This window comes from Desulfothermus okinawensis JCM 13304 (assembly GCF_054654515.1).
The window spans coordinates 31,400-57,432 of record NZ_BAAIEW010000025.1; the positions used below are offsets into that span (position 1 = coordinate 31,400).

Below are 26,033 nucleotides of genomic sequence, written 5' to 3' on the forward strand. Positions count from 1 at the left end.
GTCTTTATTAAAAATTTAAATGGGATATTTAAACCAAATTTGTTTTTTTTTCAACTAATTTTGGCTTGAGGATTAAAAAATTTAGATCAATTCCAGGGCCTTTTCTGGTAGTATGCAAGCATCTTCCATTTCAAAGGCCATTGCAACAGGTCCACAGGTAAGCTTTCCTTTGACCATATTCAGTCCCTTACAGATAGCTGGGTTTTCAAGGCAGGCCTTTTTTACTCCTTTATTTGCTATTTCCAGACCATATTTTATTGTTGCGTGGTTTAAGGCAAAGGTAGAAGTCCTTGCATAGGCACCAGGCATATTTGCAACGCAGTAGTGAACTATATTATCCACCACAAATACAGGATCACTGTGGGTAGTTGGTTTAGAGGTCTCTGCACACCCACCCTGGTCAATTGATACATCAACGATCACTGAACCAGGTTTCATGATCTTTAGATGCTCCCTTGTGATCAATTTTGGAGCCTTGGCCCCAGGGATTAGGACTGCACCAACCACCATGTCTGCCTTTTGCAGGGCAACTTCCAGGTTATGGGCGTTGCTAAATTGGGTAAATACATTTGGAGGAAGGATATTTTCAAGATGTTCCAATGTGTTCACATTTATATCTAAGACCGTAACATTTGCACCAAGCCCTGCTGCAGTTTTGGCTGCATTGGTACCTACAGTACCACCACCTATAATAAGCACATTTGCAGGAAATACCCCAGGAACCCCTGTGGTCAGGATACCTCTTCCTCCACGAGGTTTTCCCAGAAAATATGCCCCCATAAGTGGTGCCATTCTCCCTGCTACCTCGCTCATGGGTTTTAAAAGGGGGAGAGAACCATCTGTCTCCTGGACAGTCTCATAGGCAATTGCAATTATTTCCCTTTCCATGCATGCCTTGGTCAGCTCTTTGTCCGCTGCAAAGTGAAAATATGTATATAAAATTTGAGAAGGTCTCATGAGCTCATATTCATCAGGCAAAGGTTCCTTTACCTTGACTATCATCTCAGCTATGTCCCAGACATCTTTTGCAGTTTCCAAGATCTTTGCACCAACTGCCTGGTATTCCTTATCTTCTATTCCAGATCCCACTCCTGCTCCTTTTTGTATAAAGACTTCATGTCCTGCTTCCACATAGGCCCTTGCCGCAGCTGGTGTTAAGCCCACCCTGAATTCGTTGTTTTTGATCTCTTTTGGGCAACCTATTCTCATAACCCCTCCTATTTTAGGCTTTTATGTTAATAAATGTCTCATGGGCCCTGTATGAACTTCTAACAAACACCCCTGAGACAACCTCCTTAAATCCAATCTTTTTGCCTGTCCTTTCCAGTTCTATAAATTCTTGGGGATGGTAATACTTTGATACCTCCACCTGTCTCTTGGTGGGTCTTAAATATTGTCCAATGGTTAAAATATCCACACCTGAGTTTTTCAGGTCAAAAAAAGTTTCTACAAGTTCTTCTATGGTTTCACCAAGACCCACCATAATGCCTGATTTTGTTGGAATGTCTGGGGCAATGTCTTTGGCATTTTTTAGCAATCCAATTGATCTACCATAATCTGCTCCAGGTCTTACCTTGTTATATAATCTTTTTACTGTTTCCACATTGTGGTTAAAAACATCTGGCTTTGCCTCTAATACGGTTTTTAAGGAAGATATGTTTCCCAAAAAATCAGGCACAAGCACCTCCACCCCTACTCCTGGACAATTTTGCTTAATGAGTTTTATTATTTTTGCAAAATGTGATGCACCCCCATCTTCTAAATCATCTCTGGTAACAGAAGTTATTACCACATATTTCAGAGACATCTTTTCTATAAATTCTAAAATACCATATGGTTCATCTTCTCTTAAGGGTACAGGCTTTTTGTGCTCCACAGAACAAAACCTGCAGTTCCTTGTGCAGTATGGTCCCATAATCAAAAAGGTGGCAGTGCCCTTGGTAAAGCACTCCCACCTGTTGGGACACCTTGCCTCTTCACAAACTGTATTTAAGTGATTTTTCTCTAAAAAGGATTTTGTCCTCCCAAAGCAGGGAGAGGAGGGGAGCTTTTTTTTAAGCCACTCTGGCTTTTTCTGATGTGAATTTAAAGGATTCATAATTTATATCCTGGGTTGTTAGATATTGTGTTAAAACTGGCTTTATATTAAAAACATCTACAAACTTCTCCTTTATAATTTCTTTGGCTTTATTTATATCAATAACTTTTCCTATGATGTTTGAGAAATCAGTTAGTTCAACTCCCCTGAGTCCACATGGATTTATCCAGGAAAATGGTGTTAAATCCATGGAGACATTCAGGGCAATGCCATGATAGGTGATACCTTTTTTAATTGATATCCCAATAAATCCGATTTTTTTATCCTTATACCAAACACCCCTATTTATATCCCTTCTAGTAAGGACAATGCCAAATGAGTTTGCTGTTTCTATCATCACTTCTTCAAGTAGATATACAAAATCCTTTACACCTATCTTTAGTGATTTTAGGTTAAAAATTGGATATACAACTATCTGACCTGGACCATGATATGTAATATCTCCACCACGTTCTATTTCATATAGATCTATTCCCTTATTTTTTATAAATTCTTCAGAAATAAGGAAATTAGATCTATTTCCGTTTTTTCCTATGGTGTAAACAGATTTGTGCTCAAGTATTAATAAGACATCCTCCCTATTTAGTCTATTTGTTTTTTCTGCTACAATGTGCTTTTGAATTTTCCATATTTTCTCATATCCAACTGGTTCTTTAATAATATAGATTTTACATTCTCTATGTATATGAGACATTGTTAATATCCCTTTAAAATGGGCTTTCTTGCTGCCAGAACTTCATCTAACCTCTTTACCTTTGTATTTTGTGGTGCTTCTTTTAAAATCTCAGGATTTTGTTCTGCCTCTTTTACTATCTGTTTTATAGCCCAGATAAACCTGTCAAGGTTTTCCTTTGATTCTGTTTCTGTTGGCTCTATCATTATTGCTCCATGCACAACAAGTGGGAAATATATAGTAGGTGGATGAAATCCATAGTCAATCAACCTTTTTGCTAGATCCAGTGTAGTTACCTTATACTTTGCTAAATTTTTATCAGTAAAAACACACTCATGCATACATGGTCTATCATAGGGCAAATAAAGGGTATCCTTTAGCTGTTCTTTTATGTAGTTTGCATTTAATACAGCAAGTTCACTTACTTTTTTAAGTAGATTTCCCATTGATAGTATATAACAATAGGCCTTTACCATAACAGAAAAATTTCCATAAAAGGAGTGGACCCTTCCAATACTGTCTGGGTGGTCATAAGAGAGTAAATATTTCCCATCTTGCTCTATTATCCTTGGTATAGGCAAGAATTCAACTAAATGATCTCTTACACACACAGGACCAGAGCCAGGGCCTCCTCCTCCATGTGGAGCGGAAAAGGTCTTGTGGAGATTTATATGGAGAACATCAATCCCCGATTTTTTGAGGTCAACTATCCCCATAATTGCATTCAGGTTCGCGCCATCGCAATATACCAGACCTCCCCTTTTGTGGATAATATCTGCTATTTCCTTTATATTCTCTTCAAAAAGTCCCAGGGTATTGGGATTGGTTACCATAATCCCTGCAGTATCTTCATCCATGTATTTATCAACTTCTTCAACTGATAAGATACCCTGCTCATTAGACTTGATCTTTACAGGTTCATAACCACATATTGCAGAGGATGCTGGATTGGTTCCATGGGCAGTGTCAGGGATGAGCATCTTTTTCTTTGGTGTGCCGTTTTTTTTGTGGTACGCATATATAATTCGAACTCCAGTATATTCCCCATGGGCCCCTGCTGCAGGTTGCAAGGTTACTCCATCCAGTCCTGTTATTTCTTTTAAAAGCTCTTGAAGATGGTACATGAGCTTTAGGGGTCCCTGGGACATATCTTCGGGAAATAGAGGATGCACCTTTGAAAATTCATCCATTGATGCTATCTGTTCGTTGATTTTTGGATTGTATTTCATTGTGCACGATCCAAGGGGATATGTCCCTGTGTCCACTCCAAAATTCCATGTAGATAAGCGCGTATAATGTCTTACCACATCTACTTCACTCAAATCAGGTATATCTAGCTTATCTCTTATAAGTTCCCCGGGGATGTTACTATCTTCATCAACATCTAAAGCAGGCAGGCTGTAACCTATTCTGCCCTTTTTCCCGGTCTCCCACAGGAGTACCTCTTCCATTAAAAGCCCTGTGGTTCCCTGGGCATTATATTCCTTTAACATGATGAAACCTCCCTGATTAAGGTGTCCAGATCTTCTTTTGTCTTGGTCTCTGTTACTGCTATTAGATATGGTTCATTTAGCTCAGGATAAAATTTTTTTATGGGCAGGCCTAAAATTATATTTTTTTCTTTAAGTATGTTGAATATTTTTTCTCCCTTTCCATTAAAATCTACCACAAATTCATTAAATGTAGGTGAATTAAATGAAATTTTAAATCCTGCTTCTTTTAGGCCTTTTTTTAGGTATTCTGTCTTGTGATAGCACTGTGAGGCCACTTCTTTTATTCCCTTCTCACCCATAACGGCCATATACATTGCAGCAGTAAGTGCACAAAGTCCCTGGTTGGAACAGATATTTGATGTGGCCTTTTCACGTCTTATGTGCTGCTCCCTTGTAGATAGGGTCAACACAAAACCCCTTTTACCTTCTCTGTCCTTTGTCATGCCAACGAGTCTGCCAGGTAAATTTCTCACATACTTCATTTTTGACGTGAATATTCCAAGGGACGGCCCGCCAAAGGATTGGTTTAGACCAAGGGACTGGCCTTCCCCACAACAAATATCTGCGTCAAATTCCCCAGGCGGCCTGAACAGGCCATAGGCCAGGGGCTCAGTAAATGAACAGATAAAGAGGGCGTCAAGTTCCTTTGCTTTTTCAGATACAGATTTTAGGTCTTCAATGCACCCAAAAAAGTTTGGGGATTGAACAGCTATTGCACAGATACCCTCTTTTTTATCCAGGCTGCTTAAATCAGTTCTTCCATCTTTTGTATATCCAAGTTCTATAACTTTTATATCCCTTGTCTCAAAATATGTATTTAAGACTTCCCTGTAATGGGGATGGATGGTATTCGATATGGCTACTAGATTTTTATTTTTCTTTACCCTTAGTGCCATGAAAATTGCCTCAGCAAGTCCAGTTGCCCCATCATACATGGATGCATTGGATACTTCCATTGAAAGGAGTTTGCACATAAGGGTCTGATATTCAAAGATTGCCTGAAGTGTCCCCTGGCTTATTTCTGGTTGATAGGGGGTATAGGCAGTAAAAAATTCCGAGCGCTGTAAAAGAAATGGTATTACAGATGGTATATAGTGTTCATAGCTCCCGGCTCCAATAAAGGACTTTACCTGCTTTGTGGTCTTTGTCTCTTTAACCAGTTTATCTATGTGGTCTAATAGCTCTAATTCACTTAAAGGACCAGGGATATCTAATTCTTTATCTCTTTTGCAATTTTCAGGGATAGTAGTAAAAAGTTCCTCTAATTCCCTTGCAGAGCAAAGGGTTAGCATCTCTTTTATTTCGTCCTGGGTATGTGGCAAATACCTCATTTTTCTTCTTCTCCTTTTAAAAGTTCAAGATATGCTTTGTTGTCCATAAGCTCATCTAATTCAGATAGGTTCCTGGGCTTTACGATAGCAAACCATCCCTTATCATAGGGAGATGAATTTACAAGCTCTGGGCTATCAACAATATTCTGGTTTATCTCTACTATCTTTCCAGATACAGGCATATATACTTCAGATACAGCCTTTACCGATTCCACAGTGGCAAACTGCTCCTCTTTATTAAATTCTGATCCCACCTCTGGCAGTTCAACAAACACAATGTCTCCAAGTTGATCTTGGGCAAAATCAGTTATTCCAACACGCACCCTGTCCCCCTCTAATCTTGCCCACTCATGCTCTTTTGTATATTTTAGGTCCTCTGGAATAATTAATTCTTGAATCTCTTTCATTTGACACCTCCTAAATTATAAAAAGTTTTTTAAGTTTTTCCTTGCAGTCTTCTCAGGCCTTATATCTTCCACTATTTTTACTGGTAGCTTCCTCTTTTTGTCCTTAAGATACACCCAGGTATCTAGAGGGAGATGTTTATTAACTTTGACAAAACCACAGCAAAGCCCCCTTGGCTTGAAACCTTCAGGCTTGTCTTTGGAATTAATAGACACCACCTTACCATTAACAAGGGATATCCCCATATCAGTGCAACATGTGAGAACTTCACCTATGTCTTCACCACCTTCTGTTACAACCCTGGGATGATCCTCTAGATTGACCTTTCTTAAATCCTTTCCAAGAAATGGATAGGTATAAACAGAATAGGACGGTAAAAGTTCCTCAAGGGATTTTCTCCCAATAAAATCTTTGGTAAAAGTTTTTTTGTATTCTTTCCAGGGAAGGCAAAAATCCCAGGGATTGTTTAAAAAAGGCCAATTGCCAATATCTTGATGGGATAGGGGTAGCTTTGCACCAGCCCTGAGTGAATCCCTTGCTGCAAGACCACAGGGGGTAATGTTTAATCCTTTACCTCTACCGATTAGAAGCTCCCATATTTCAACGGTATCTTCAGCCCTGCAGTAAATCTCAAATCCTATCTCCCCTGTATAGCCTGATCTGGAGAGAAGGATATTTTTGCCATTTATCAGTTGAACCATTCCCACACTGGAGTCCACATCTTCATCAAAGGACTCAAAAAATCCCTTAAATGTAAAATAGGGAAAATGGGAAAACACCCTGTCTGGATCCTTTAGACACGAGTACATAATTTTGGGGGCAGTGGGACCCTGGATGTCCATTTTACCAAGTTTGTCTGTTAAATCTTCTATCTCTACCTCAAATTCTCCTTTATTCTCCTTTAAATGATCTGCAACTATGTCTCCCATGCTGGCATTTACCACTACAAAATACAATTCATCATTGACCTTATATAAAGTGGCATCGTCTATCACATGGGCCTTTTCTGATAGAAAAACTCCATACACTAAATAAGAAGATTTAATGGCTCCATTTTTCACGCACCTGGTTAAGTCCCTGGAAAAACAGAGATTTAATAGTTTTTCAGCATCCTTTCCTTTTACAAGGACTCCAGCCATGTGAGAGGTATCAAATATACCACAGGAGGTTAAAACAGATAGGTGCTCTTCTTTTGCAGAACCATACCAAAGGGGCATCTCATATCCCCCAAAAAGGGCAAATAATGCCTTATTCTCCTTGTGCCAATTAAATAGTGGTGTATATTTTTTCATGACCACATCCCCATTTATTTTATGGTTTAAATAAACACTGTTTTATCCTGTGATAATCTTTTCAAATATCCTAGATTTTGTCAAGAGGTATTTTATTTTTTTGTAAAAATTTAATAAAAAAATTTACAAACACATAAAAAAAATGTAATTTTTTTATGAAAAAATAATTTTTAATTAATTCACGTAGTTAAGTGTCGACAATTTATTTTAACTGGAGTAAATAAAAAATAGGAGGTTTTTTATGAAAAAGGTAATTGTTATAGGTGCAGGGCCTGGGGGATATGTTGCTGCAATCAGGGCAGCTCAGATGGGCGCAAAGGTTCTTTTGGTTGAAAAAGACAAAGTTGGGGGTACGTGTCTAAATTATGGTTGTATCCCAACAAAGGCCATTATCAGTTCTGTGGACCTATTTAATAAGATTAAAAAATCACGGGAGTTTGGAATTGAGGTTAAGGATGTTTTTGTTTCAATGGATAGAATAGTTAAGAGAAAGGAAAAAATTGTAACTAACCTAAGGCGGGGTGTTGAAGCACTAATAAAAAAGAACAAAATTGAGATTGTACATGGGGTGGCTGAGCTAAAAGGTCCAGATTCCATCTCAGTTAAGATGCAGGAGGGAGAAAAATCCTTTCAAGGCGATAGTGTTATATTAGCCCTTGGGTCTGTTCCAAGGCCCCTTAAGGGGATTGAATTTAATGGGGAGTATATATTATCAAGTGATGATTTATTAAGTTTAAATGAAGTTCCAGAGAGTATGGTTATTATAGGAGGTGGGGTGATTGGTTGTGAATTTGCCTATATCCTGGCCTCTTTGGGATGCAGGGTTTATATTATTGAGGCCTTAGATAGGTTGCTTCCTGTTAAAGGTATTGATCATTTTGCATCTTCTTTAATTTTAAGGGAAATGAAAAAACTTAAGGTATCAATCAGCTTAAATTCTTTAGTTAATGCTGTGGAAAAATTGGATAGCGGAAAATTGAAAGTAAGATATGTAGATAAGAACAAAAAAGAGGTAAAAGAAATCTTGTGTGACAAGGTGGCTGTTTGTATTGGAAGGGCACCAGGGGAGTTTTTTAATAAATGTCAGGTTGAGTTAACAGAAAATGGATGGATCAAAACAGATGAATTTTTCAGGACATCTATTGACAATGTATATGCAATAGGTGATTGCCTTGGTCCCACAAGGCCTATGCTTGCCCATGTTGCCATGCACGAGGCTATCTGCTGTATAGAAAATATTTTTGGTGGGAAGAAAAAGATGGACTATGATAGGGTACCAGGCGTTGTTTATACAAATCCAGAGATAGGGTGTGTAGGGATAACAGAGGAGATGGCAAAGGAACAGGGATTTGATTTTGATATCTCTCAGGTTATGTTCCGTGCAATTGGAAGGTCTCATACTTCAGGGGAAATCAGTGGAGATGCCAAGATAGTGTTTGACAAAAAATCAAGAAAAATTTTAGGAATACACATAATTGGGCCACATGCATCAGAACTAATTGGTGTGGGGTGTGTTTTACTGCAAAAAGGGGCTTTGATAGATGATGTTGAAAAGACTATTTTTGCCCATCCCACGCTCTCAGAAATTTTCCATGAGCTTTCCCTAAAGGCTCTGTCAATGCCAATACACGGCTAAATAAAGAGGTAATATACTGTGGGAGAAAAGAAAAAGACAAGGGACTTTATTTTGGTTGAGGACGGGGTAGAACTATTTTTTGAGTATATTGATAATAACAGAGGAGATACAATTGTCTTTATAAATGGTCTTTTTCAATGTATTTTTAACTGGTATCCTTTAATAGATCAGTTAGATAATAAATCCAACTTACTTTTCTATGACCTACGTGGTCAGGGAAAGAGTAAGATACAGGACCAGACCATTTCCCTGGATAAGCACGTTCTGGATCTATTCCACTTAATGAATCATCTTAGATTGGAGAAAATAAGTATAGTAGGTATGAGCCTGGGATCTATTATTGGATCTATGTTTGCAATAAACTATGAAGAGCGTGTCAATAAACTGGCCCTACTTGGTATATGTGGTGGGGCCAGGATGCAGATGATTTTAGATGATTGGAAAAACACCCTGGAACTACTTGGGGATTTTGCACTTTTTAAATTCATAATCCCGTGGATATTTTCATCCACTTTTATAGAACAAAATCAGGATAAGGTGGATTCTATAATAGACGCACTAATTGAAAGAAATAAACTGGAAAACCTGTTAAAATTAATTGATTCCATATTGCCTTATCCAGATGTTAAAGGGTTAATAAGTGCCATAAATAGACCCTATAAGATTATTGTTGGAGACGAGGATGCCCTTGCGAGTAAAAAGTGGATACAGGAAATTTTATCACTTTCACCACTTTGTAACAGGGTAATCTTTATACCAGGTAAGGGACATTCTCTAATTGAAGAGGCACCAGAAGAGGTGGCAAAAGTTATAACTGATTTTATTTAAAAGTTTTTGCGAGGAAACATATGGATCCCCTTGAACTAAAAAAAATCCCTATTTTTGAGAAAATGTCTGATGAGTTGCTAATAGATATGTGTTCAAAGATGGCCATGAAGTTAGTAAAAAAAGACCAGGTACTCTTTTTTAAAGGAGATATGGGAGATGCCCTATACATTATAAAAAAAGGTAAGATTAAGATTTCCATACCAACTGAAGAGGGAGAAGAACTTATAATTTCAATATTTAGTGATGGAGATTTTTTTGGAGAACTATCTCTTCTGGACAAGTCTCCTCGTTCTGCTGACGCTATAGCAATTACAGATACCCAGCTTTTTGTGCTCCACAGGGACACATTTTATTCTTATCTTTTCAAAAAAACAGAGGCTCTTGAAGCCATTATGGCTGCACTATGCGAGAGGCTGAGGAAAACCGATGATTTTCTAACTGATCTTTGTTATACTAATTTTCCCAAAAGGCTTGCCAAGACACTTATTGATCTCTCCAATAGATTTGGAAAGAAGAAAGGGGAAAAAATTATCCTTGACCTTGAACTCACCCAGAGGGATCTCGGAGCTATGCTTGGTGTTACCAGGGAGACAGTAAACAGGGAGCTTATGAGATTAAAGGTGCAGGGGATCTTAACAAAAGACAAAAAGAAAATCGTTATAAATGATCTTTCAAGGTTGCTAAACTTGATTTAAGGTTTAATTTTAATCATCTTCTTCCTTCTTGGAACATTTCTAAATGTGGTCAAATTTTTCAATAGGGTACTTATTATTGTTGGAAACCTTTATATGTTGCACATGAATTTAAAGATGTAGGTTTATATTATGGCCAGCAAGGATTTTGAAAAATTATATCTGCAAGAGAAAAAGATAAATGACTTGATTTGTTCAGTGAATCAGGCAGAAGATGTTAATGAGATATTTTTGGACCTAAAAGATGGACTATGTAATCTATTTTGTTGTGAGAGGATAACCATTTATGCAGTGGATAAAAAGAGAAACCAGCTTTATTCCAGAATTAAGACAGGAAAAGAGCCAATTGAGATAAGAGTTGACATAGATGAAAAGAGCATTGCTGGTTTTGTTGCAAAACACAGGTGTATGGTAAATGTCAAAGATGTCTATGACCTGGACGAAATAACAAAAAGTTATCCTGGTCTTAATTTTGACTCAAGCTGGGACAAAAAATCTGGTTTTAGGACCAGGTCTATTCTAGCATCTCCTCTTATTCTTAAAGGGAAATTTCTGGTTGGTGTGCTCCAGCTGGTTAACAAAAAAGATAGAGGAATTTTTGATGATACAGATGAAAAGTTGATAAAAAAGCTCTCTCCTTCCCTTGCTGGTGCATTTTATCATCTGCTTATGTATCAGCGAAAGTTTGGGAAATTTGATTATCTCATAGAAATGCACAAACTAACTTACTCTGAACTGGATATGGCTATAATTAAGGCACGTCATGGGAAAACTCCCATTGAACAGGATGTAGCCTGGGTACTGATAAATGATTTCAATGTGTCAAAAGAAGATATAGGTCAGGCTTTGTCTAAATATTATAATACTGAATTTATCCCATATACAGATAAGGTCATATTACCTGCTGACTTATTAAAGAGGTTAAATATTGAGTACTTAAAGTCCAGATTCTGGATGCCCTATAAATATCAGGAAGGAAATATAATAGTTTTAATAGATGATCCATCAGATGAAGAGAAAAAGAGGGAAGTATATTTTTCTGGAATAGGGGATAATATTAAATTTTGTGTTAGTTTAAAAGAAGATATTGTAAAATTTTTAACAAGGTTTGAAGAGCAGGAGGTATTTGGAGACCAGTCCTTGGGAGATGTGTTAAGTGAGTTAAAAGAGGAAGATACCTTTGCAGACTCAGATGTTAGTGAGGAGTTTATCAGTGAAGATGCCCCTGCTGTTATAAAGCTGGTTACAAAGATTATAAAAGATGCATATGAGATGGGGGTATCAGATATACATATTGAGCCTGGGCCAGGAAAAGAACCCGCCCAGGTGAGGTTTAGAAAAGATGGTGTGTGTTTTCAATATATAGAAATTCCAGCAACCCATATTAAGGCCTTTATAAACAGAATCAAAATAATGAGTAATTTAAATATTGCAGAAAAGAGAATACCTCAGTCTGGAAAAATAAAAGTAAAATATAAAGATAGTGTTGTGGAACTCAGGGTAGAAGTAACTCCAACTGTTGGGGGAATTGAGGACGTTGTAATGCGTATTTTAGCTGCTGGTAAACCCATTCCCCTTGAGAAAATGAATTTTACACAGAGGAATTTAAATGAGCTTCTTAATATTATCCACAAACCATATGGAATTTTTCTCGTAGTAGGACCAACAGGTTCTGGTAAAACCACCACCTTGCATTCTGTTTTAGGAAGATTAAATACCCCGGAAAAAAAGATATGGACAGCAGAAGATCCTGTGGAAATAACACAAAAAGGACTCAGACAGGTTCAGGTAAATCCCAAAATAGGCTACACCTTTGCAAATGCCATGCGATCTTTTTTAAGGGCAGATCCAGATATTATTATGGTAGGGGAGATGCGTGATAAGGAAACAGCCCACACAGCCTTGGAGGCATCTTTAACCGGTCATTTAGTGCTATCCACCCTCCATACAAATTCAGCACCAGAAACAATAACCAGGCTTATAGACATGGGCATGAACCCATTTAATTTTGCCGATGCAATTTTGGGGATTTTGGCACAAAGGCTGGTTCGTACCCTCTGTAAAAAGTGCAAAGAATCCTACCACCCCTCAAAGGAAGAATTTGATACATTGGTAAAAGAATATGGAGAAGATATATTCCCTGAACTGGGGATTGAATATTCTCCTGAACTCCTATTATACAGGCCTGTTGGTTGTGATGAGTGCAATAAGACTGGATATTCTGGTAGAACAGCCCTGCACGAGCTCTTAGTTGCTACTCCAAAGATTAAACGACTAATAGTTTCAGGTGCTCCTGTTGAAGAGATACTTAAAGCAGGGATATCAGAGGGAATGAGGACCCTAAAACAGGATGGTATCATAAAGGTATTTAAAGGACAGACTGATTTTTCAAGCGTACTTAAGGTATGTATTGTGTAAAAAGATAATTTCATCTTATTTTAAGGATATTGGCTAAAATATAAAGAGTAGCAAATATAAATTAATAGTGGGCTGTAAAAGGCTGTAACGAGTGTATAGAGAGGGAGGTATATGGATATAAGTGTATCTTTGATTAGAAAAATAAATTCAGTCACAGATCCATCCATAAGGCAGGAGGAGACAAGTTCCTCACCCTACCCTAGAATTTCTCGCACAAAATAAAAAAGAAAGGGCGTTATGAAAATAGTATTTTTAGATATAGATGGGGTGTTGCAGCCTTCTTATTATCAGAGAAGGTTTAAGCATGATCTGGACAAACTCCAGGCTGGCCTGGCACAAAAATACAATGATTCAGGATTTCTTAAATTAAATAAATATGATATTGGAGCAGTTTATTATGACTGGCAACTTAAGGCTGTGGAAAACTTAAAAACCCTACTTAACAACACAGGCGCAAAAATTGTGCTTAGCTCTGACTGGAAAAGGGGTCGAACACTTGATGAGCTAAAAAGACTTTTCAAAATCCATGACCTGGATGAATTTCTCATTGATACAACTCCCAATATGTCAAATAGATGTGAAGAAATAGAGGACTATCTTGCATCTCACTCAAGCATAGAAGAGTTTGTTATATTAGATGATTATAAATTTTGGGGTTATGAAAAGTTTGGTGAAAAATTTATTTACTGTGATATGTTCTTAGAAGAAGAATTAAATCAGGCTTTAAAGATTTTTTTTAAGTGAATAGCTGGTTAAATGATTGTAAGGAGAAATCCAATGAAAATAGCATTAGCACAAATAAACCCAATAGTTGGAGATTTTCAGTATAATACAAATAAAATTATTGCATTTATGAATAGGGCCAGAGATCTTGGGGCTCATCTGGTGGTTTTTCCAGAGTTGTCTCTACTTGGTTATCCACCTTTAGATTTTTTAAGTAGAAGGGATTTTGCAGAAAAATCATTTGAATATTTGAAGCAAATAGCAGGTGCAACAAAAGATATATTTGTTTTGATTGGTGCTGTTACTGCTAACGAAAAAAGCGGCAAACCATTTTTCAACTCTGCTGTATTGATGAGAGAGGGAAAAGTGGTGTTCACATATAACAAAAATCTTTTACCAACCTATGATGTATTTGATGAAGCCAGATACTTTGAATCTGGCGACAAAGTTGGAATATTTGATATAATGGGCACTAAAATAGGTATTACAATATGTGAGGATATGTGGACCATTAAAGGGTTTAATCCCTTTAAATATTCTAAGGATCCAGTTTCAGAACTTGCAAATAGAGGAGCTCAAATAATAATAAACATTTCTGCATCTCCCTATTTTGCAAAAAAAATCCATCAAGTAAAAAAATTAATTAACTTACATTGCACAAAACATAAGGTTCCAATGATCTATGTAAACCAAGTAGGGGCAAATGATGAGCTAATCTTTCAAGGTCATTCAATGGTGTTTAATGAAAATGGAAAGATGATTCTAAAAGCAAATGACTTTGAAGAGGATTTAATTGTATATGACACTGAAAAAGCATATTCAAAAGAAGAAACAACATCCATGGATCTAGAAGATGAGTTAATATCTGCCCTGTGTCTTGGTATCTCAGATTATTTAAAAAAATTAAGATTTAAAAAAGTAGTAATTGGACTTAGCGGAGGTATAGACTCAACTGTTGTTGCCTGTCTTGCAACCTTAGCCCTTGGTAAGGAAAATGTCATTGGTGTTGCCATGCCAGGTCCTTATAACTCACCAGAGAGCCTTGAAGATGCAAGTTTGCTTGCCAAAAATCTGGGAATTGAATTTCACGTAGTGCCTATAACAGATCTTTTTTCTACTTCAAAAAACACATTAAAACCTGTTTTTTCAGGTATGAAAGAAGACGTTACAGAAGAAAACATACAGTCCAGACTCCGTGGCATAATTCTTATGGCGATTAGCAATAAATTTGGATGTCTTCTCCTAAATACTGGAAATAAGTCTGAACTTGCAGTTGGATATTGCACCCTTTATGGGGATACAAATGGGGCCCTTTCCATCCTTGGAGATACAAAAAAAACCTGGGTCTATAAGATTGCCAGACGAATAAATGAGAAATTCTCATATATTCCAGAAAGGATAATTACAAAGCCACCATCTGCAGAGCTGAGGCCCAATCAAAAAGATGAGGATTCTCTTCCTCCGTATGATTTTTTGGATAAAGTAATTGAGCTTTACATTGAAGAGGGAAAGTCCTTTTCTGAAATAGTAAGAGAACTTGGACACAGGGATATGATTTTGACAACACTTCATATGATTAAAATAAATGAATACAAGAGAAGACAAACTCCTCCAGTTCTTAAAGTCACAAAAAGGGCATTTGGAATTGGATGGAGATTTCCAATAGCACATGGTTTTAAGTTATAAAATTACAAAAATGTACTTTTTAAAAAACAAAACAAGGAGATAAATATGGAGTTTAAATTTTTCAACCTGGAAAAGGATCAGGGGATATTGAAGATATCCTTTAAGAACAATGAAAAATACAATGCCATGCGAATGGATTTTTTTGAAGAGTTGCCTGATGTGGTAAAATATGCTGAAGAAGATAAGGAAGTTGTTGTGGTTGTTTTTTATTCCACTGGAAAACACTTCTCTGTTGGACTGGATGTATTTGATTTTGCAAACAAATATCCAGATTTAATAGATACTTCCAGAAAATCTGCCAGGACCAAATTATATAAACTAATAAAAGAGATGCAGCTTGGTATGGACTTAATATTTGAAGGAAGAAAGATATATATTGCAGCTGTTCACGGATATTGTATTGGGGGTGCCCTGGATCTTATTGCAGCCTGTGATTTAAGGTTTGCATCACAGGATGCAATCTTTTCTCTGAGAGAAACGAAGCTTGGCATAGTTGCAGACCTTGGGAGTTTGCAGCGCCTTCCCTATATAATTGGCATAGGTAATACAAAATATCTTGCCTATACAGGGATGGATATTGGAGCACAAAAGGCAAAGGAAATTAATCTCATAAATGAGATTTTTGAAAACAAGGAAGAGCTTTTGGATAGCTCTTTAAAAATTGCAAGACAAATATGTGAAAATCCAAAGGACGCTGTTTTTGGCTCAAAGAAATTTATAAATAATCATTGTAAGGAAGTAGTCGCAAGAGAACTAGACAGGATAGCAACTTACAATTCTTCTTTTTTAGATTTTATGGAAATAGCAAAGCTTATGGAAAAAAGTTTAAAAAAATAGTGCAAAATTGTATTCTTTTTTTAATTAGGTACATTTTTGTATTGTATATTTAAATAAAAAGGCCTAAAAATCAATAAAATCTGGTTGTGGCACAAAAATAGCATATTTAATGTGCTAAAAAAATATGAAAAAAAAATTAGGAGGACACTGATGAATCCAAAGGAAGTATTGGCCTTTGCCAAGGAGAACAACGTAAAAATGGTAGACATAAGATTTGTGGATTTCCCAGGTGTGTGGCAACATTTTACAGTTCCAATGGAAGAGTTAGATGAAGGTGCTTTTGAAAATGGTTTTGGTTTTGACGGATCAAGTATTAGGGGATGGAGGTCAATAAATGAAAGTGACATGTTGGTTATCCCAGATCCAGATACAGCTGTGATAGATCCTTTTTTTGAAGTTCCAACCCTGGCACTTATTGGAAATATTGTAGATCCCATTACAAGGGAAAAATATTCCAGGGATCCAAGATACATTGCCCAGAAGGCAGAGGAATATTTAAAGTTCACAGGTATTGGTGACACTGCATACTTTGGTCCTGAGGCCGAGTTCTTTATTTTTGATGACATAAGGTTTGATTCCAGTTCCAACTATAGTTTTTATTTTGTGGATTCAATTGAGGGCATATGGAATTCAGGGAGAGAAGAAAATCCAAATTTAGGTTATAAACCCCGTTACAAAGAAGGTTATTTTCCTGTTCCTCCAACAGATACATTTCAGGATATAAGGACTGAAATGGTTCTGGAAATGCAAAAAGTGGGAATATATGTTGAGTGTCAACACCATGAGGTTGCCACTGCTGGTCAGGCTGAGATAGACATGAGGTTCGCCCCATTGGTCACTATGGGTGATCAACTTATGTGGTTTAAATATATAATTAAAAATGTTGCCAGAAAACATGGTCGCACAGTTACTTTCATGCCCAAGCCCCTTTTTGCAGATAATGGATCTGGCATGCACACCCATGTGAGTATCTGGAAAGACGGGGAACCAACATTTGCTGGGGACAAATATGCAGGAATTAGTGAAACAGCCCTTTATGCAATTGGTGGAGTACTAAAACATGCAAAGGCACTTTGCGCCTTTACAAACCCAACAACAAATTCATATAAGAGATTGGTGCCAGGGTATGAGGCTCCAGTAAATCTGGCATATTCCAGCAGGAACAGGAGTGCTGCAATAAGGATACCTATGTATTCGCCATCACCAAAGGCAAAGAGGATTGAGGTGAGGTTCCCTGATCCATCCTGTAATGGATACATGGCCTTTAGTGCTTTGCTTATGGCTGTTTTGGATGGAATTGAAAATAGAATTGACCCAGGTGATCCTCTTGATAAGGATATCTATTCCCTATCTCCTGAAGAGTTAAAGGATGTTGGATCCACTCCAGGTTCCCTGGAAGAAGCCCTGGATGCCCTTGAAAATGACTATGAATTTTTGCTTAAAGGTGATGTGTTTACTGAAGAAGTTGTCCATGCCTGGATTAATTATAAGAGGGAAAATGAGGTTGATCCCATTAAATTAAGGCCACATCCCTATGAATTTATGTTATATTATGATATCTAATTTAAAGAAAATAGTTGTATAAAATTAAGCCTGTCCATATGTCCATGGGCAGGCTTAATTTTTCTATACATGTTAATATGTTAAAAAGATGTGCATAAGATGATGGAAAATGAAATAAAAAAATTAGAACAACTCCAGGAGTTTTCCCGATATTTAGGTAGATTATATGAAAATAAGGATTATAGGTCCTGGCTTTTTAAGGGAGCTATTTACAAGAGTTATCCCATGATGGACCTCTATCAAGAGCTAAAAAATGAGGTCTTAGGGTTTAAAAGCTTAAATGACATAAAAAGGGCATTTAGGAGATTTAAACAAAGACATTTTCTTCGCATTGGGGCTCGGGACCTGTTGGGGAATATTACATTTCAAGACCTGGTGTTACAGATATCCAATATAGCTGATGTGTGTCTGCAGACAGGACTTGAGCTCTTGCTTGGCCAACCCAAACTTCTTTCACTGGATATAACCAAAAAAGAGGCAGAGAGTTGTAGATTTGTGGTGTTTGGTCTGGGTAAATTAGGGGGAAGAGAGCTAAACTATGCCTCAGATATTGATTTAATTTATATCTATCAGCCAAAAGATAGCTCTATTTCATGTTCTTTTTGTACAATTTTGGCCCAAAAATTAAATGACATTATAGGAGATCACTTTGAAGGAGACAGGGTATTTAGAGTGGACATGAGACTGAGGCCAGAGGGTAGATATGGCGAGTTAGTCCAGTCTTTTGAAGGTGCTGTGGACCATTATCTTATTTCAGGGCAACCATGGGAGAGACAGGCCCTCTTAAAGGCAAGGGGGGTTGCTGGGGATAGAAATCTCGCCTCCTTATTTTTGACTGAAGTCCGTCCCTTTATCTTTAGGAGATTTCTGGATTTTCAGGCAATTGAAGAAATAAAATTCATGAGAGACAAAATTTTAGAAGAAACAGAACAGGTGAAAGGAGATTATCCTGAAGATGTCAAATTGGGTATAGGGGGAATCAGGGAGGTGGAGTTTATAACGCAGGCATTTCAGCTAATATATGGAGGCAGATACCCAGAGCTATCTGAAACAAATACACTTCTTTGTTTAGATAAATTGAAAAAACTAAATTTAATGCCTGGGAAAGTAACAGATGAGCTAAAACAAGGTTATATTTTTTTACGCAGAGTTGAACACTGGATTCAGATTGACAGAAATAGGCAATCGGCAAAAATTCCAAGGTCAATTCAAGACAGAGAGAGACTAAGTTGTTCTCTTGGCTTTAAAAATATTGAAGATTTTTTTGACCAGTTAAAGATTCACTCTAAAAACATACATCAACATTTTAAAGAACTTTTTCAGGACAGCTCAAGCTCAGGTGCAAAAGGAATTGTTATCAAGGAACAGGACTCATGTTTAGAAGTAAAGTTTGAAGACAAAAGAGCCAAAGTTCCAATAGGCAACCTTGATAAGAACTTCTCCTCAAAAATAAAAAATCTCTTGGATGAGTCAAATGGGATATTGTCCAGGGATGCGTTTTATGGCTTTGCAATGAGAATAGGATCTTTTTTGTCAAAGGTCCAAAAAAGACCTGGATTAATAAAATTTTTGGAGCAAAACCAAAATAAGACCATTGAAATTTTATCTGCCATTGGACGTTCTAGATTTATATTCAATCTCTTAAGCCAACAGCCTTCTTTAATTGAAGGGGTGCTTAACGATATAACAAATCATGTCAATGACCAATATAAACCATCCTGTAACTTGTGGAAAAAGTATGCAAAGGATATTTTAGAGCCACTAAATTTTGAAGGTGCAGTTGAGTGGATAAGAAAGATAAAAAACGAAAGGATGCTATCACTGGCCATTTTGGATTTAAAAGGTGAAATTAACATCCAGGATTTACTTGAGGCCCTGACAGATCTTGCTGAGTTTGTTGTTAAAATTACCTATAAAAAGGTCCTTGACTATCTGGATATACCTGAAGATTTTCCTCTTGTAATTTTGGGACTGGGGAAATTAGGTTCAAGGGAGTTGGGATATTTTTCAGACCTTGACCTCATGTATGTATATGAACCACCTTTGGGAGAAGATCCTCATATTATCCCAAAAAAGGTGAGAAATATAGTTCAGAGGTTTAATAACGCCCTCAGGATGCCCCTTCAAGAAGGTCCAGGATATGAAGTGGATGCAAGGCTTAGACCCACAGGAAATTATGGACCTTTAATTGTGACGTTAAGGAGATGGGAAGAATATTACAGGGATGAAGCAGATATATGGGAGATCCAATCCCTTTTAAAATTGCGTCCAATAGCTGGTAACCTGTCACTTTCTGATAAAATTAAAAGACTGAAATTTCATTTTTGTTCCCAAAATTTTGACAAAAAGTTAGTCTGGCAAAAGATATCCCATATGAGGGAAAGGATTGTTAAGGAGAGGTCTGAAGAATTATCTCATGTAGTTGATATTAAGACTGGTAGGGGAGGGCTTATAGACTTGGAATTTTTTGTGCAGGGTATGTTGTTAACAGGTGAAATTCCATTAGATGATATAGCGATTAAAAATTACAATTCCCTTTTAATTGAGTCTCTATCAGCCTTTGGCAAAGACCAGGAGTCTGTTAATATTCTATCTCAAATACATATGAACTGGTTATATTTGATCCAGAGGATTCAGCTTTTGACAAATTTGAATTCATCCCGTATCACAAAGGAAAAATTTTTAGATGCCATTCAGACGGGACTGTGGCCACCCACACACACCAAACAAAGACCAGTGGTTGCAGCTCTTATAGAAAATTTTGAAGACATCCAAAAATATAAAAAGATTGTGGATAGGTTCTGGCAAAATGTCATTTCAAAATTTTGTTAATATAGCTTTAAGGTTATTTTCATAAAACAAATGGAGATAGACTATGTGCCGATTATTTGCCTTAACTAGTGATGTCCCAAAATCTCCAACGGTTGCCATTGAAGCCTTAGATGTCATGAAAGAGGGACATGATGGCTCTGGAGTGGGACTTTATTTAACAGATCTAGGCGGGGTTTTTGAGGAATTAAAAGAATATCCAATTTTATCAGGGATATTCACAAAAGAGGGCATGAAGAAACTTGATGAATATCTAATGCCCATGGGATTTAAGACTAAATACAATCATTCCATAAAGGTTAAAAAAGATCCTCCAAAAGGTGTTCCCAGACGGTATATGTACCATATCAGGGCATATGAATATCCAGAAGACTGGGAAGATATTTCTTTTGAAGAAAAAAAGATGAGGCTCATGATGATAAGGCTCAAGTTGAGGGAAATGGGCCTTAAGGATGAAAGTATGATAGTGTATTCTTTTTGGCCAGATTCAATACTTTTAAAAGAAATCGGGGATCCCATGGCTGTTGCTGAATATCTTGACCTGGACAAAGCGGGCCTGAAGGCACGTATTGTTATGGCTCAGGGCAGACAAAATACAAATTATGCAATAAATTTATATGCCTGCCATCCATTTTTTATTCAGGGTATTGCATCTATGACCAATGGAGAAAATACAGCCTTTGTGCCCATAAGAGAATTTTTAGAGTCAAGGGGATTTCCAGGTTATATGGGATATCAATCAGATTCTGAGGTGTTCACCCATATATTCCATTACATGCTCAATTTTCTGGGACTACCAGTGGAATTTTACAAACACATAATAACCCCTCTCCAGGATGAGGATCTAAAAAAACATCCAAATAGTGAATTTTTGAGAAGGCTCAAATATTCCTGTAGAAGACTCATAATTGATGGCCCCAATTGTGTTATTGGATGTATGCCAGATAAGACTTTGGTTATGGTTCAGGATAGGAAGAAATTAAGACCTGGTATTGTAGGTGGGAAAAAAGGATTTTTTGTATTTTGTTCTGAAGTATGTGGCCTTGATTATGTACTTAAGAAAGAACTAGGGGAAAATAATTTTGAATATTTTCAACCAATGTATATTGATACAGTGTATGTCACTGCAGATCGTAAGGAGGTAAAAAAGTGTTCTCAAATGGACCCATTACACCTTCCCAACTAGGCTTAAAGGACCTTCCATGGCTTATATATTGGGATAGAGAAAAATGTCAGCTCTGCGGGAGATGTGTGGCCGCATGTCCCATGAGGGCAATAGAGCTTGGTACTTTCAGACAGAGGGTAGTAGAGACTCCAATAAATAATAAGGATGCACATACCAGTGTTTACAAAATTTACTATGGAATAAAACAAAAAACAGATCCAGCCCATGCATGTATTGGATGTGGACTGTGTGCCACTGTGTGTCCAAATCACGCAATAGTCCCCTATCACAATGAAGAGCCAGACAAGCTCAGATTCCACATAAACTTAGGTGGACAGCCAAGAAGACGCGGTGGAAGAAGAAATGTGCCCACAACAATTTTGGACAGAATTAAATTTATCAGGATCTCTATGTTAACTGATCCAGCCTTAGACGCTGGAAGGCATGAATTTGAGTTAAGGACACTCCTTGGCAGGGTGCTTCCCCCAGAAGAGAATTTAAAATGTTATAAAGAAAATGGATGGATTCCCCCTGTTAGAGAAATTTATCCTTTAATAATTGGTGGAATGTCCTTTGGTGCCCTTTCACCAAATATGTGGGAAGGGCTGGTTATGGGGGTTGCATATTTAAATGAAGAGCTTGGAATGCCTGTTAGAATGTGTACAGGAGAAGGTGGGTGTCCTCCAAGGCTTCTCAGGTCAAGGTTTTTAAAATATATTATATTACAGATTGCCAGTGGATATTTTGGGTGGGACGAAATAATTCATGCAATCCCAGAGATGAAAGAAGATCCTTGCGCAGTAGAGATAAAATATGGACAGGGCGCAAAACCTGGAGATGGCGGACTCCTTATGTGGTATAAGGTTAACAAATTAATTGCGGCTATTAGGGGTGTTCCACCAGGGGTTAGTTTGCCAAGTCCTCCTACACATCAGACAAAATATTCAATTGAGGAATCTGTTGCCAAGATGATCCAATCCATGTACATGGCATGGGGATTCAGGGTTCCAGTTTATCCTAAGATATCTGGAACATCCACTGCACTTGCTGTTCTAAATAATTTAACGAGAAATCCTTATGCTGGAGCCCTTGCCATAGATGGTGAAGATGGTGGAACTGGTGCAGCATACAATGTTTCCATGGACCACATGGGACATCCCATAGCCAGCAATGTGAGGGATTGCTATCTAAACCTGGTTAAGCTTGGAAGACAAAATGAGATACCAATAATAGGTGCTGGAGGTGTAGGTAAGAGGGGAAACCTTGCAGCCAATGCAGCAGCTCTCTTTATGCTGGGTGCCAGTGCGGTCCAGGTGGGAAAATACATTATGCAGGCTGCTGCTGGTTGTGTTGGATCTGAAACCGATAGGTGTAATATCTGTAATATTGGGCTTTGTCCAAAGGGAATTACTTCCCAGGATCCAAGGATATACAGAAGACTGGATCCTGAAAAAGTTGCAGAAAGGCTAGTAGATGTATTCCTAAGCTTTGATACAGAACTTAAGAAAATAGTTGCCCCCCTTGGCAGGTCAACATCACTGCCAATAGGTATGTCAGATGCACTTGGAATAGACGATTATCATGCTGCTGAAAGACTTAAAATTAAATATGTTGTTTAAAGCATCATAATTAGTTGTATATACGCTATGTTCTAATTAAAAGGGAGATTTAAGTCATGGGACAAAAGATAAGAGATGCCTACTTTATCCCTGGAAGGGAAAATGGAAAAAGAGTGGATTCCAGAATACTCGAAGAACGGATTCAAAAGGCCGTTGAAGAGGGATATAGAAAGATTGAGGTTGAGGCATGTGGTCAACATGGTATTGGAGGTAGGCTTTGGAAGGCAAGAGATGAAGAAGTAGTTGTATTTGTCAGCGGACCTCCTGGACAAAGGGTGGGTTCCATGGGATTTCCAAATACCAGGATTGAGGTGCTCACAAATGCTTCAGATGATGTTGGGTGGCTCAATGCAGGTGCTGAAATTGTAGTTCACGGCCATGCCTCAAATGGAGTAGCCAATGCCATGGCCCAGGGCAAGATCTATATTGCAGGAAATATCGGTGCCCGGGGCATGACCATGACAAAGTTTAACCCCAGGTTTACTCCCCCACAACTATGGGTGCTGGGATCAGTAGGAGACTATTTTGCTGAGTTTATGGCAGGTGGAATTGCAGTAATTTGCGGATTTAATCCCCAAAATCCAGAAAACGTCCTTGGTTATAGACCGTGTGTTGGAATGGTAGGTGGAAAAATCTTTGTCAGGGGAAAATATCTGGGATTTAGTGAAAAAGATGCAAAAAGAGTTCAGATCTCAGAAGAGGACTGGAAGTGGCTGTGTGAAAACTTAAAGATATTTTTAAAGAAAATCGATCGAGAAGAACTATATGAAGAACTGGCAAAATATGAAGATTGGGATCTGATTGTAGCAAGATCTCCCCAGGAAAAGAGGAGCAGTGTACTTAGACCCATGTCAGATTTTTACAAAAATGTCTGGTGCAAGGAATTGGGAGAAGGTGGTCTAATTGGAGATCTTGTTGATTTTGACAGGAGCCCCATACCTGTAATCACCACTGGAGACCTCAGGCGTTTTAAACCTGTTTGGGAAAACAGGAAATATGCAGCACCATGTGAAGCTGCGTGTCCCACTGGTATTCCAGTTCAAGAGCGGTGGGCACTTGTAAGGGAAGGGAGATTTGAAGAAGCGGCAGATATGGCCCTTTTTTATACCCCATTTCCAACTACAGTATGTGGTTTTTTGTGTCCAAACCTGTGTATGCAAAATTGCACAAAACAGAAATTCAATATGACTCCTGTTGATGTAACTTTGCTTGGAAAGGCATCCATGGAGGCCAAATTGCCAGATCTCCCACCAATTACAGGAAAAAAGGTGGCTGTTATTGGTGGTGGGCCTGGAGGTATATCCTGTTCCTGGCAGCTTAGGCTCAAAGGACACGATGTTGTGGTATTTGATAGAAACAAGGAGCTTGGTGGTAAGATAGCTGAGTATATTCCAAAGACAAGGATACCTGAGGATGTATTGAAAAAGGACTTAGAGAGGATAAGAAAGGTAATCCCACATGTTCAGTTAGGTGAAAATATAGATAAGGATCAATTTAAGGAAATCCTTTCAGAATATGATTATGTGGTTATAGCAATTGGCGCTCAAAAACCCAGGATTTTACCTGTGGAGGGAAAAGAGAGGCTCATTACTTCTTTGGAATTTCTCTCTAAAAGCAAAAAGGATAAAATAGATCCAGGTGAAAAAGTTGTTGTTATAGGTGCAGGAAATGTGGGTTGTGATGTGGCAACTGAGGCACATAGACTTGGGGCCAAAGAGATTACACTTATTGATATCCAGGAACCAGCATCCTTTGGTAAGGAAAGACAGGAGGCAGAAAAGGCTGGAGCCAGGTTTAAATGGCCTGTTTTTACCAAAAAGATAACTGAAAAAGGGGTTATTACTGACACAGGCGAGTTAATCCAAGCAGATACAGTTGTGATCTCCATTGGTGATGTGCCAGAGCTGGATTTCTTGCCAGAAGATATAGAGACAGAAAGGGGTTTTATTAAAACCAATGAATATTATCAAACCTCAAATTCAAAGGTTTTTGCAATTGGTGATGTTGTAAAACCAGGACTTATTACTGATGCAATAGGTTCAGGCAGGGTAGCAGCAAATGCAATTGATAGCCTTTCTAAAGGAGACGCACCAATAATAGAAAAGCGTCCTGAAATTGACAAAAACAGAGTTAACCCTGCCTTTTTTGATCCAAGATTGGTATCATTTAAGGATGTGAAAGAATGTGCAGATCAGTGTATGTCCTGTGGAAAGTGCAGGGATTGTGGTATTTGTATAACCCTTTGTCCCCAAGCAGCAATTAGCAGGGTTACGCTGGATAATGGAGATTTTGAACTGGTAGTTGATGGGGATAGATGTATTGGTTGTGGTTTTTGTGCTGATGTATGTCCCTGTGGAATATGGAATCTTGTTCCAAATGATCCAGTGTTTTAGTTAAAAAAGGGGGGCTAAGCCCCCTTTTTTTTGTGAATAATTTCTCCCTTATCATTAAATATAATTGATCTAGAGCTTGTTGTCCCTGATCTATTGCAAGGACATATTTTTTTTGACATGATATTAGTTCTTATCTAAAAGTTTAGCCCAAGTTTGTCAAAATTGGGACTAACATATAGTTATAATTTTATTTTTTCCGCTCTTATGAAAAATTTATTATAATACTACAAATTTTAATCAAACAGGTTCTAGAAGATAGGTTACAATATGCAAAAAATTGAAATATTTCCCGACTTTGACAGTTGAATGGGCAAAAAGGCTTTAAAGTTAGTAGATTATAAAATCAAAAGTA

At 37.7% G+C, this 26,033-nt stretch carries 19 protein-coding genes; 12 read left to right on the forward strand and 7 right to left on the reverse strand.

Annotation, left to right across the window (positions count from 1 at the left end):
- Window positions 1–81: 81 nt before the first annotated feature.
- From ald to ACYQ0O_RS10180, 7 genes are read right to left on the reverse strand one after another with little or no spacing between them, the layout of a single operon-like run.
- Window positions 82–1,209, reverse strand: a complete 1,128-nt coding sequence (gene ald, locus ACYQ0O_RS10150) for an alanine dehydrogenase (RefSeq protein WP_459892696.1) — start codon at window positions 1,207–1,209, stop codon at window positions 82–84.
- 13 nt (window positions 1,210–1,222) lie between these two features.
- Window positions 1,223–2,098 carry a lipoyl synthase gene (lipA, locus tag ACYQ0O_RS10155; RefSeq protein ID WP_459892698.1) on the reverse strand — a complete coding sequence of 292 codons (876 nt, stop codon included), beginning with the start codon at window positions 2,096–2,098 and terminating at the stop codon, window positions 1,223–1,225.
- Window positions 2,055–2,792, reverse strand: a complete 738-nt coding sequence (gene lipB, locus ACYQ0O_RS10160; RefSeq protein WP_162507322.1) for a lipoyl(octanoyl) transferase LipB — start codon at window positions 2,790–2,792, stop codon at window positions 2,055–2,057. Before lipB ends, lipA begins: the two co-directional genes overlap by 44 nt.
- Before the next feature lie 2 nt (window positions 2,793–2,794).
- Window positions 2,795–4,264, reverse strand: coding sequence for an aminomethyl-transferring glycine dehydrogenase subunit GcvPB (gene gcvPB / locus ACYQ0O_RS10165; RefSeq protein ID WP_459892700.1), 1,470 nt, complete (start codon window positions 4,262–4,264; stop codon window positions 2,795–2,797).
- Entirely contained in the window at window positions 4,258–5,595 is a 1,338-nt protein-coding gene (gene gcvPA / locus ACYQ0O_RS10170; protein WP_459892702.1) for an aminomethyl-transferring glycine dehydrogenase subunit GcvPA, read from the reverse strand. Before gcvPA ends, gcvPB begins: the two co-directional genes overlap by 7 nt.
- Window positions 5,592–6,002, reverse strand: coding sequence for a glycine cleavage system protein GcvH (gene gcvH / locus ACYQ0O_RS10175; protein ID WP_075069194.1), 411 nt, complete (start codon window positions 6,000–6,002; stop codon window positions 5,592–5,594). Before gcvH ends, gcvPA begins: the two co-directional genes overlap by 4 nt.
- 15 nt (window positions 6,003–6,017) lie before the next feature.
- On the reverse strand, window positions 6,018–7,292 hold the full coding sequence (locus tag ACYQ0O_RS10180) for an aminomethyltransferase family protein (protein WP_459892706.1): 1,275 nt from the start codon (window positions 7,290–7,292) through the stop codon (window positions 6,018–6,020).
- Window positions 7,293–7,533: 241 nt separating this feature from the next.
- Here ACYQ0O_RS10180 and lpdA point away from each other — a divergent pair, with 241 nt between their 5' ends.
- From lpdA to ACYQ0O_RS10240, 12 genes are all read left to right on the forward strand, one after another.
- Window positions 7,534–8,928 (forward strand): dihydrolipoyl dehydrogenase, encoded by a 1,395-nt coding sequence (gene lpdA, locus ACYQ0O_RS10185; RefSeq protein WP_459892708.1) that lies wholly within the window; start codon window positions 7,534–7,536, stop codon window positions 8,926–8,928.
- An 18-nt stretch (window positions 8,929–8,946) separates the two neighbouring features.
- The gene (locus tag ACYQ0O_RS10190; protein ID WP_459892710.1) at window positions 8,947–9,756 is read left to right on the forward strand and encodes an alpha/beta fold hydrolase; all 810 of its coding nucleotides are present in this window, start codon (window positions 8,947–8,949) and stop codon (window positions 9,754–9,756) included.
- Window positions 9,757–9,776: 20 nt separating this feature from the next.
- Window positions 9,777–10,451, forward strand: a complete 675-nt coding sequence (locus tag ACYQ0O_RS10195) for a Crp/Fnr family transcriptional regulator (RefSeq protein ID WP_459892712.1) — start codon at window positions 9,777–9,779, stop codon at window positions 10,449–10,451.
- 129 nt (window positions 10,452–10,580) lie between these two features.
- Window positions 10,581–12,866 carry a GspE/PulE family protein gene (locus tag ACYQ0O_RS10200; protein WP_459892714.1) on the forward strand — a complete coding sequence of 762 codons (2,286 nt, stop codon included), beginning with the start codon at window positions 10,581–10,583 and terminating at the stop codon, window positions 12,864–12,866.
- A 237-nt stretch (window positions 12,867–13,103) separates the two neighbouring features.
- Window positions 13,104–13,610 (forward strand): HAD domain-containing protein, encoded by a 507-nt coding sequence (locus tag ACYQ0O_RS10205; protein ID WP_075069198.1) that lies wholly within the window; start codon window positions 13,104–13,106, stop codon window positions 13,608–13,610.
- Window positions 13,611–13,643: 33 nt separating this feature from the next.
- Window positions 13,644–15,275 (forward strand): NAD+ synthase, encoded by a 1,632-nt coding sequence (locus tag ACYQ0O_RS10210; protein WP_459892717.1) that lies wholly within the window; start codon window positions 13,644–13,646, stop codon window positions 15,273–15,275.
- A gap of 45 nt (window positions 15,276–15,320) precedes the next feature.
- Window positions 15,321–16,112: an enoyl-CoA hydratase-related protein gene (locus ACYQ0O_RS10215; RefSeq protein WP_459892719.1), complete on the forward strand. Its 792-nt coding sequence runs from the start codon at window positions 15,321–15,323 to the stop codon at window positions 16,110–16,112.
- 150 nt (window positions 16,113–16,262) lie between these two features.
- Window positions 16,263–17,675 carry a type I glutamate--ammonia ligase gene (gene glnA / locus ACYQ0O_RS10220; RefSeq protein ID WP_459892720.1) on the forward strand — a complete coding sequence of 471 codons (1,413 nt, stop codon included), beginning with the start codon at window positions 16,263–16,265 and terminating at the stop codon, window positions 17,673–17,675.
- Window positions 17,676–17,774: 99 nt separating this feature from the next.
- The gene (locus ACYQ0O_RS10225; RefSeq protein ID WP_459892722.1) at window positions 17,775–20,507 is read left to right on the forward strand and encodes a [protein-PII] uridylyltransferase family protein; all 2,733 of its coding nucleotides are present in this window, start codon (window positions 17,775–17,777) and stop codon (window positions 20,505–20,507) included.
- Window positions 20,508–20,550: 43 nt separating this feature from the next.
- Window positions 20,551–21,690 (forward strand): class II glutamine amidotransferase domain-containing protein, encoded by a 1,140-nt coding sequence (locus tag ACYQ0O_RS10230; RefSeq protein ID WP_459892724.1) that lies wholly within the window; start codon window positions 20,551–20,553, stop codon window positions 21,688–21,690.
- Window positions 21,654–23,288, forward strand: a complete 1,635-nt coding sequence (locus tag ACYQ0O_RS10235; protein ID WP_459892726.1) for a glutamate synthase-related protein — start codon at window positions 21,654–21,656, stop codon at window positions 23,286–23,288. Before ACYQ0O_RS10230 ends, ACYQ0O_RS10235 begins: the two co-directional genes overlap by 37 nt.
- Window positions 23,289–23,344: 56 nt before the next feature.
- Window positions 23,345–25,681 (forward strand): FAD-dependent oxidoreductase, encoded by a 2,337-nt coding sequence (locus ACYQ0O_RS10240; RefSeq protein WP_459892728.1) that lies wholly within the window; start codon window positions 23,345–23,347, stop codon window positions 25,679–25,681.
- The last annotated feature ends 352 nt before the right edge of the window (window positions 25,682–26,033 follow it).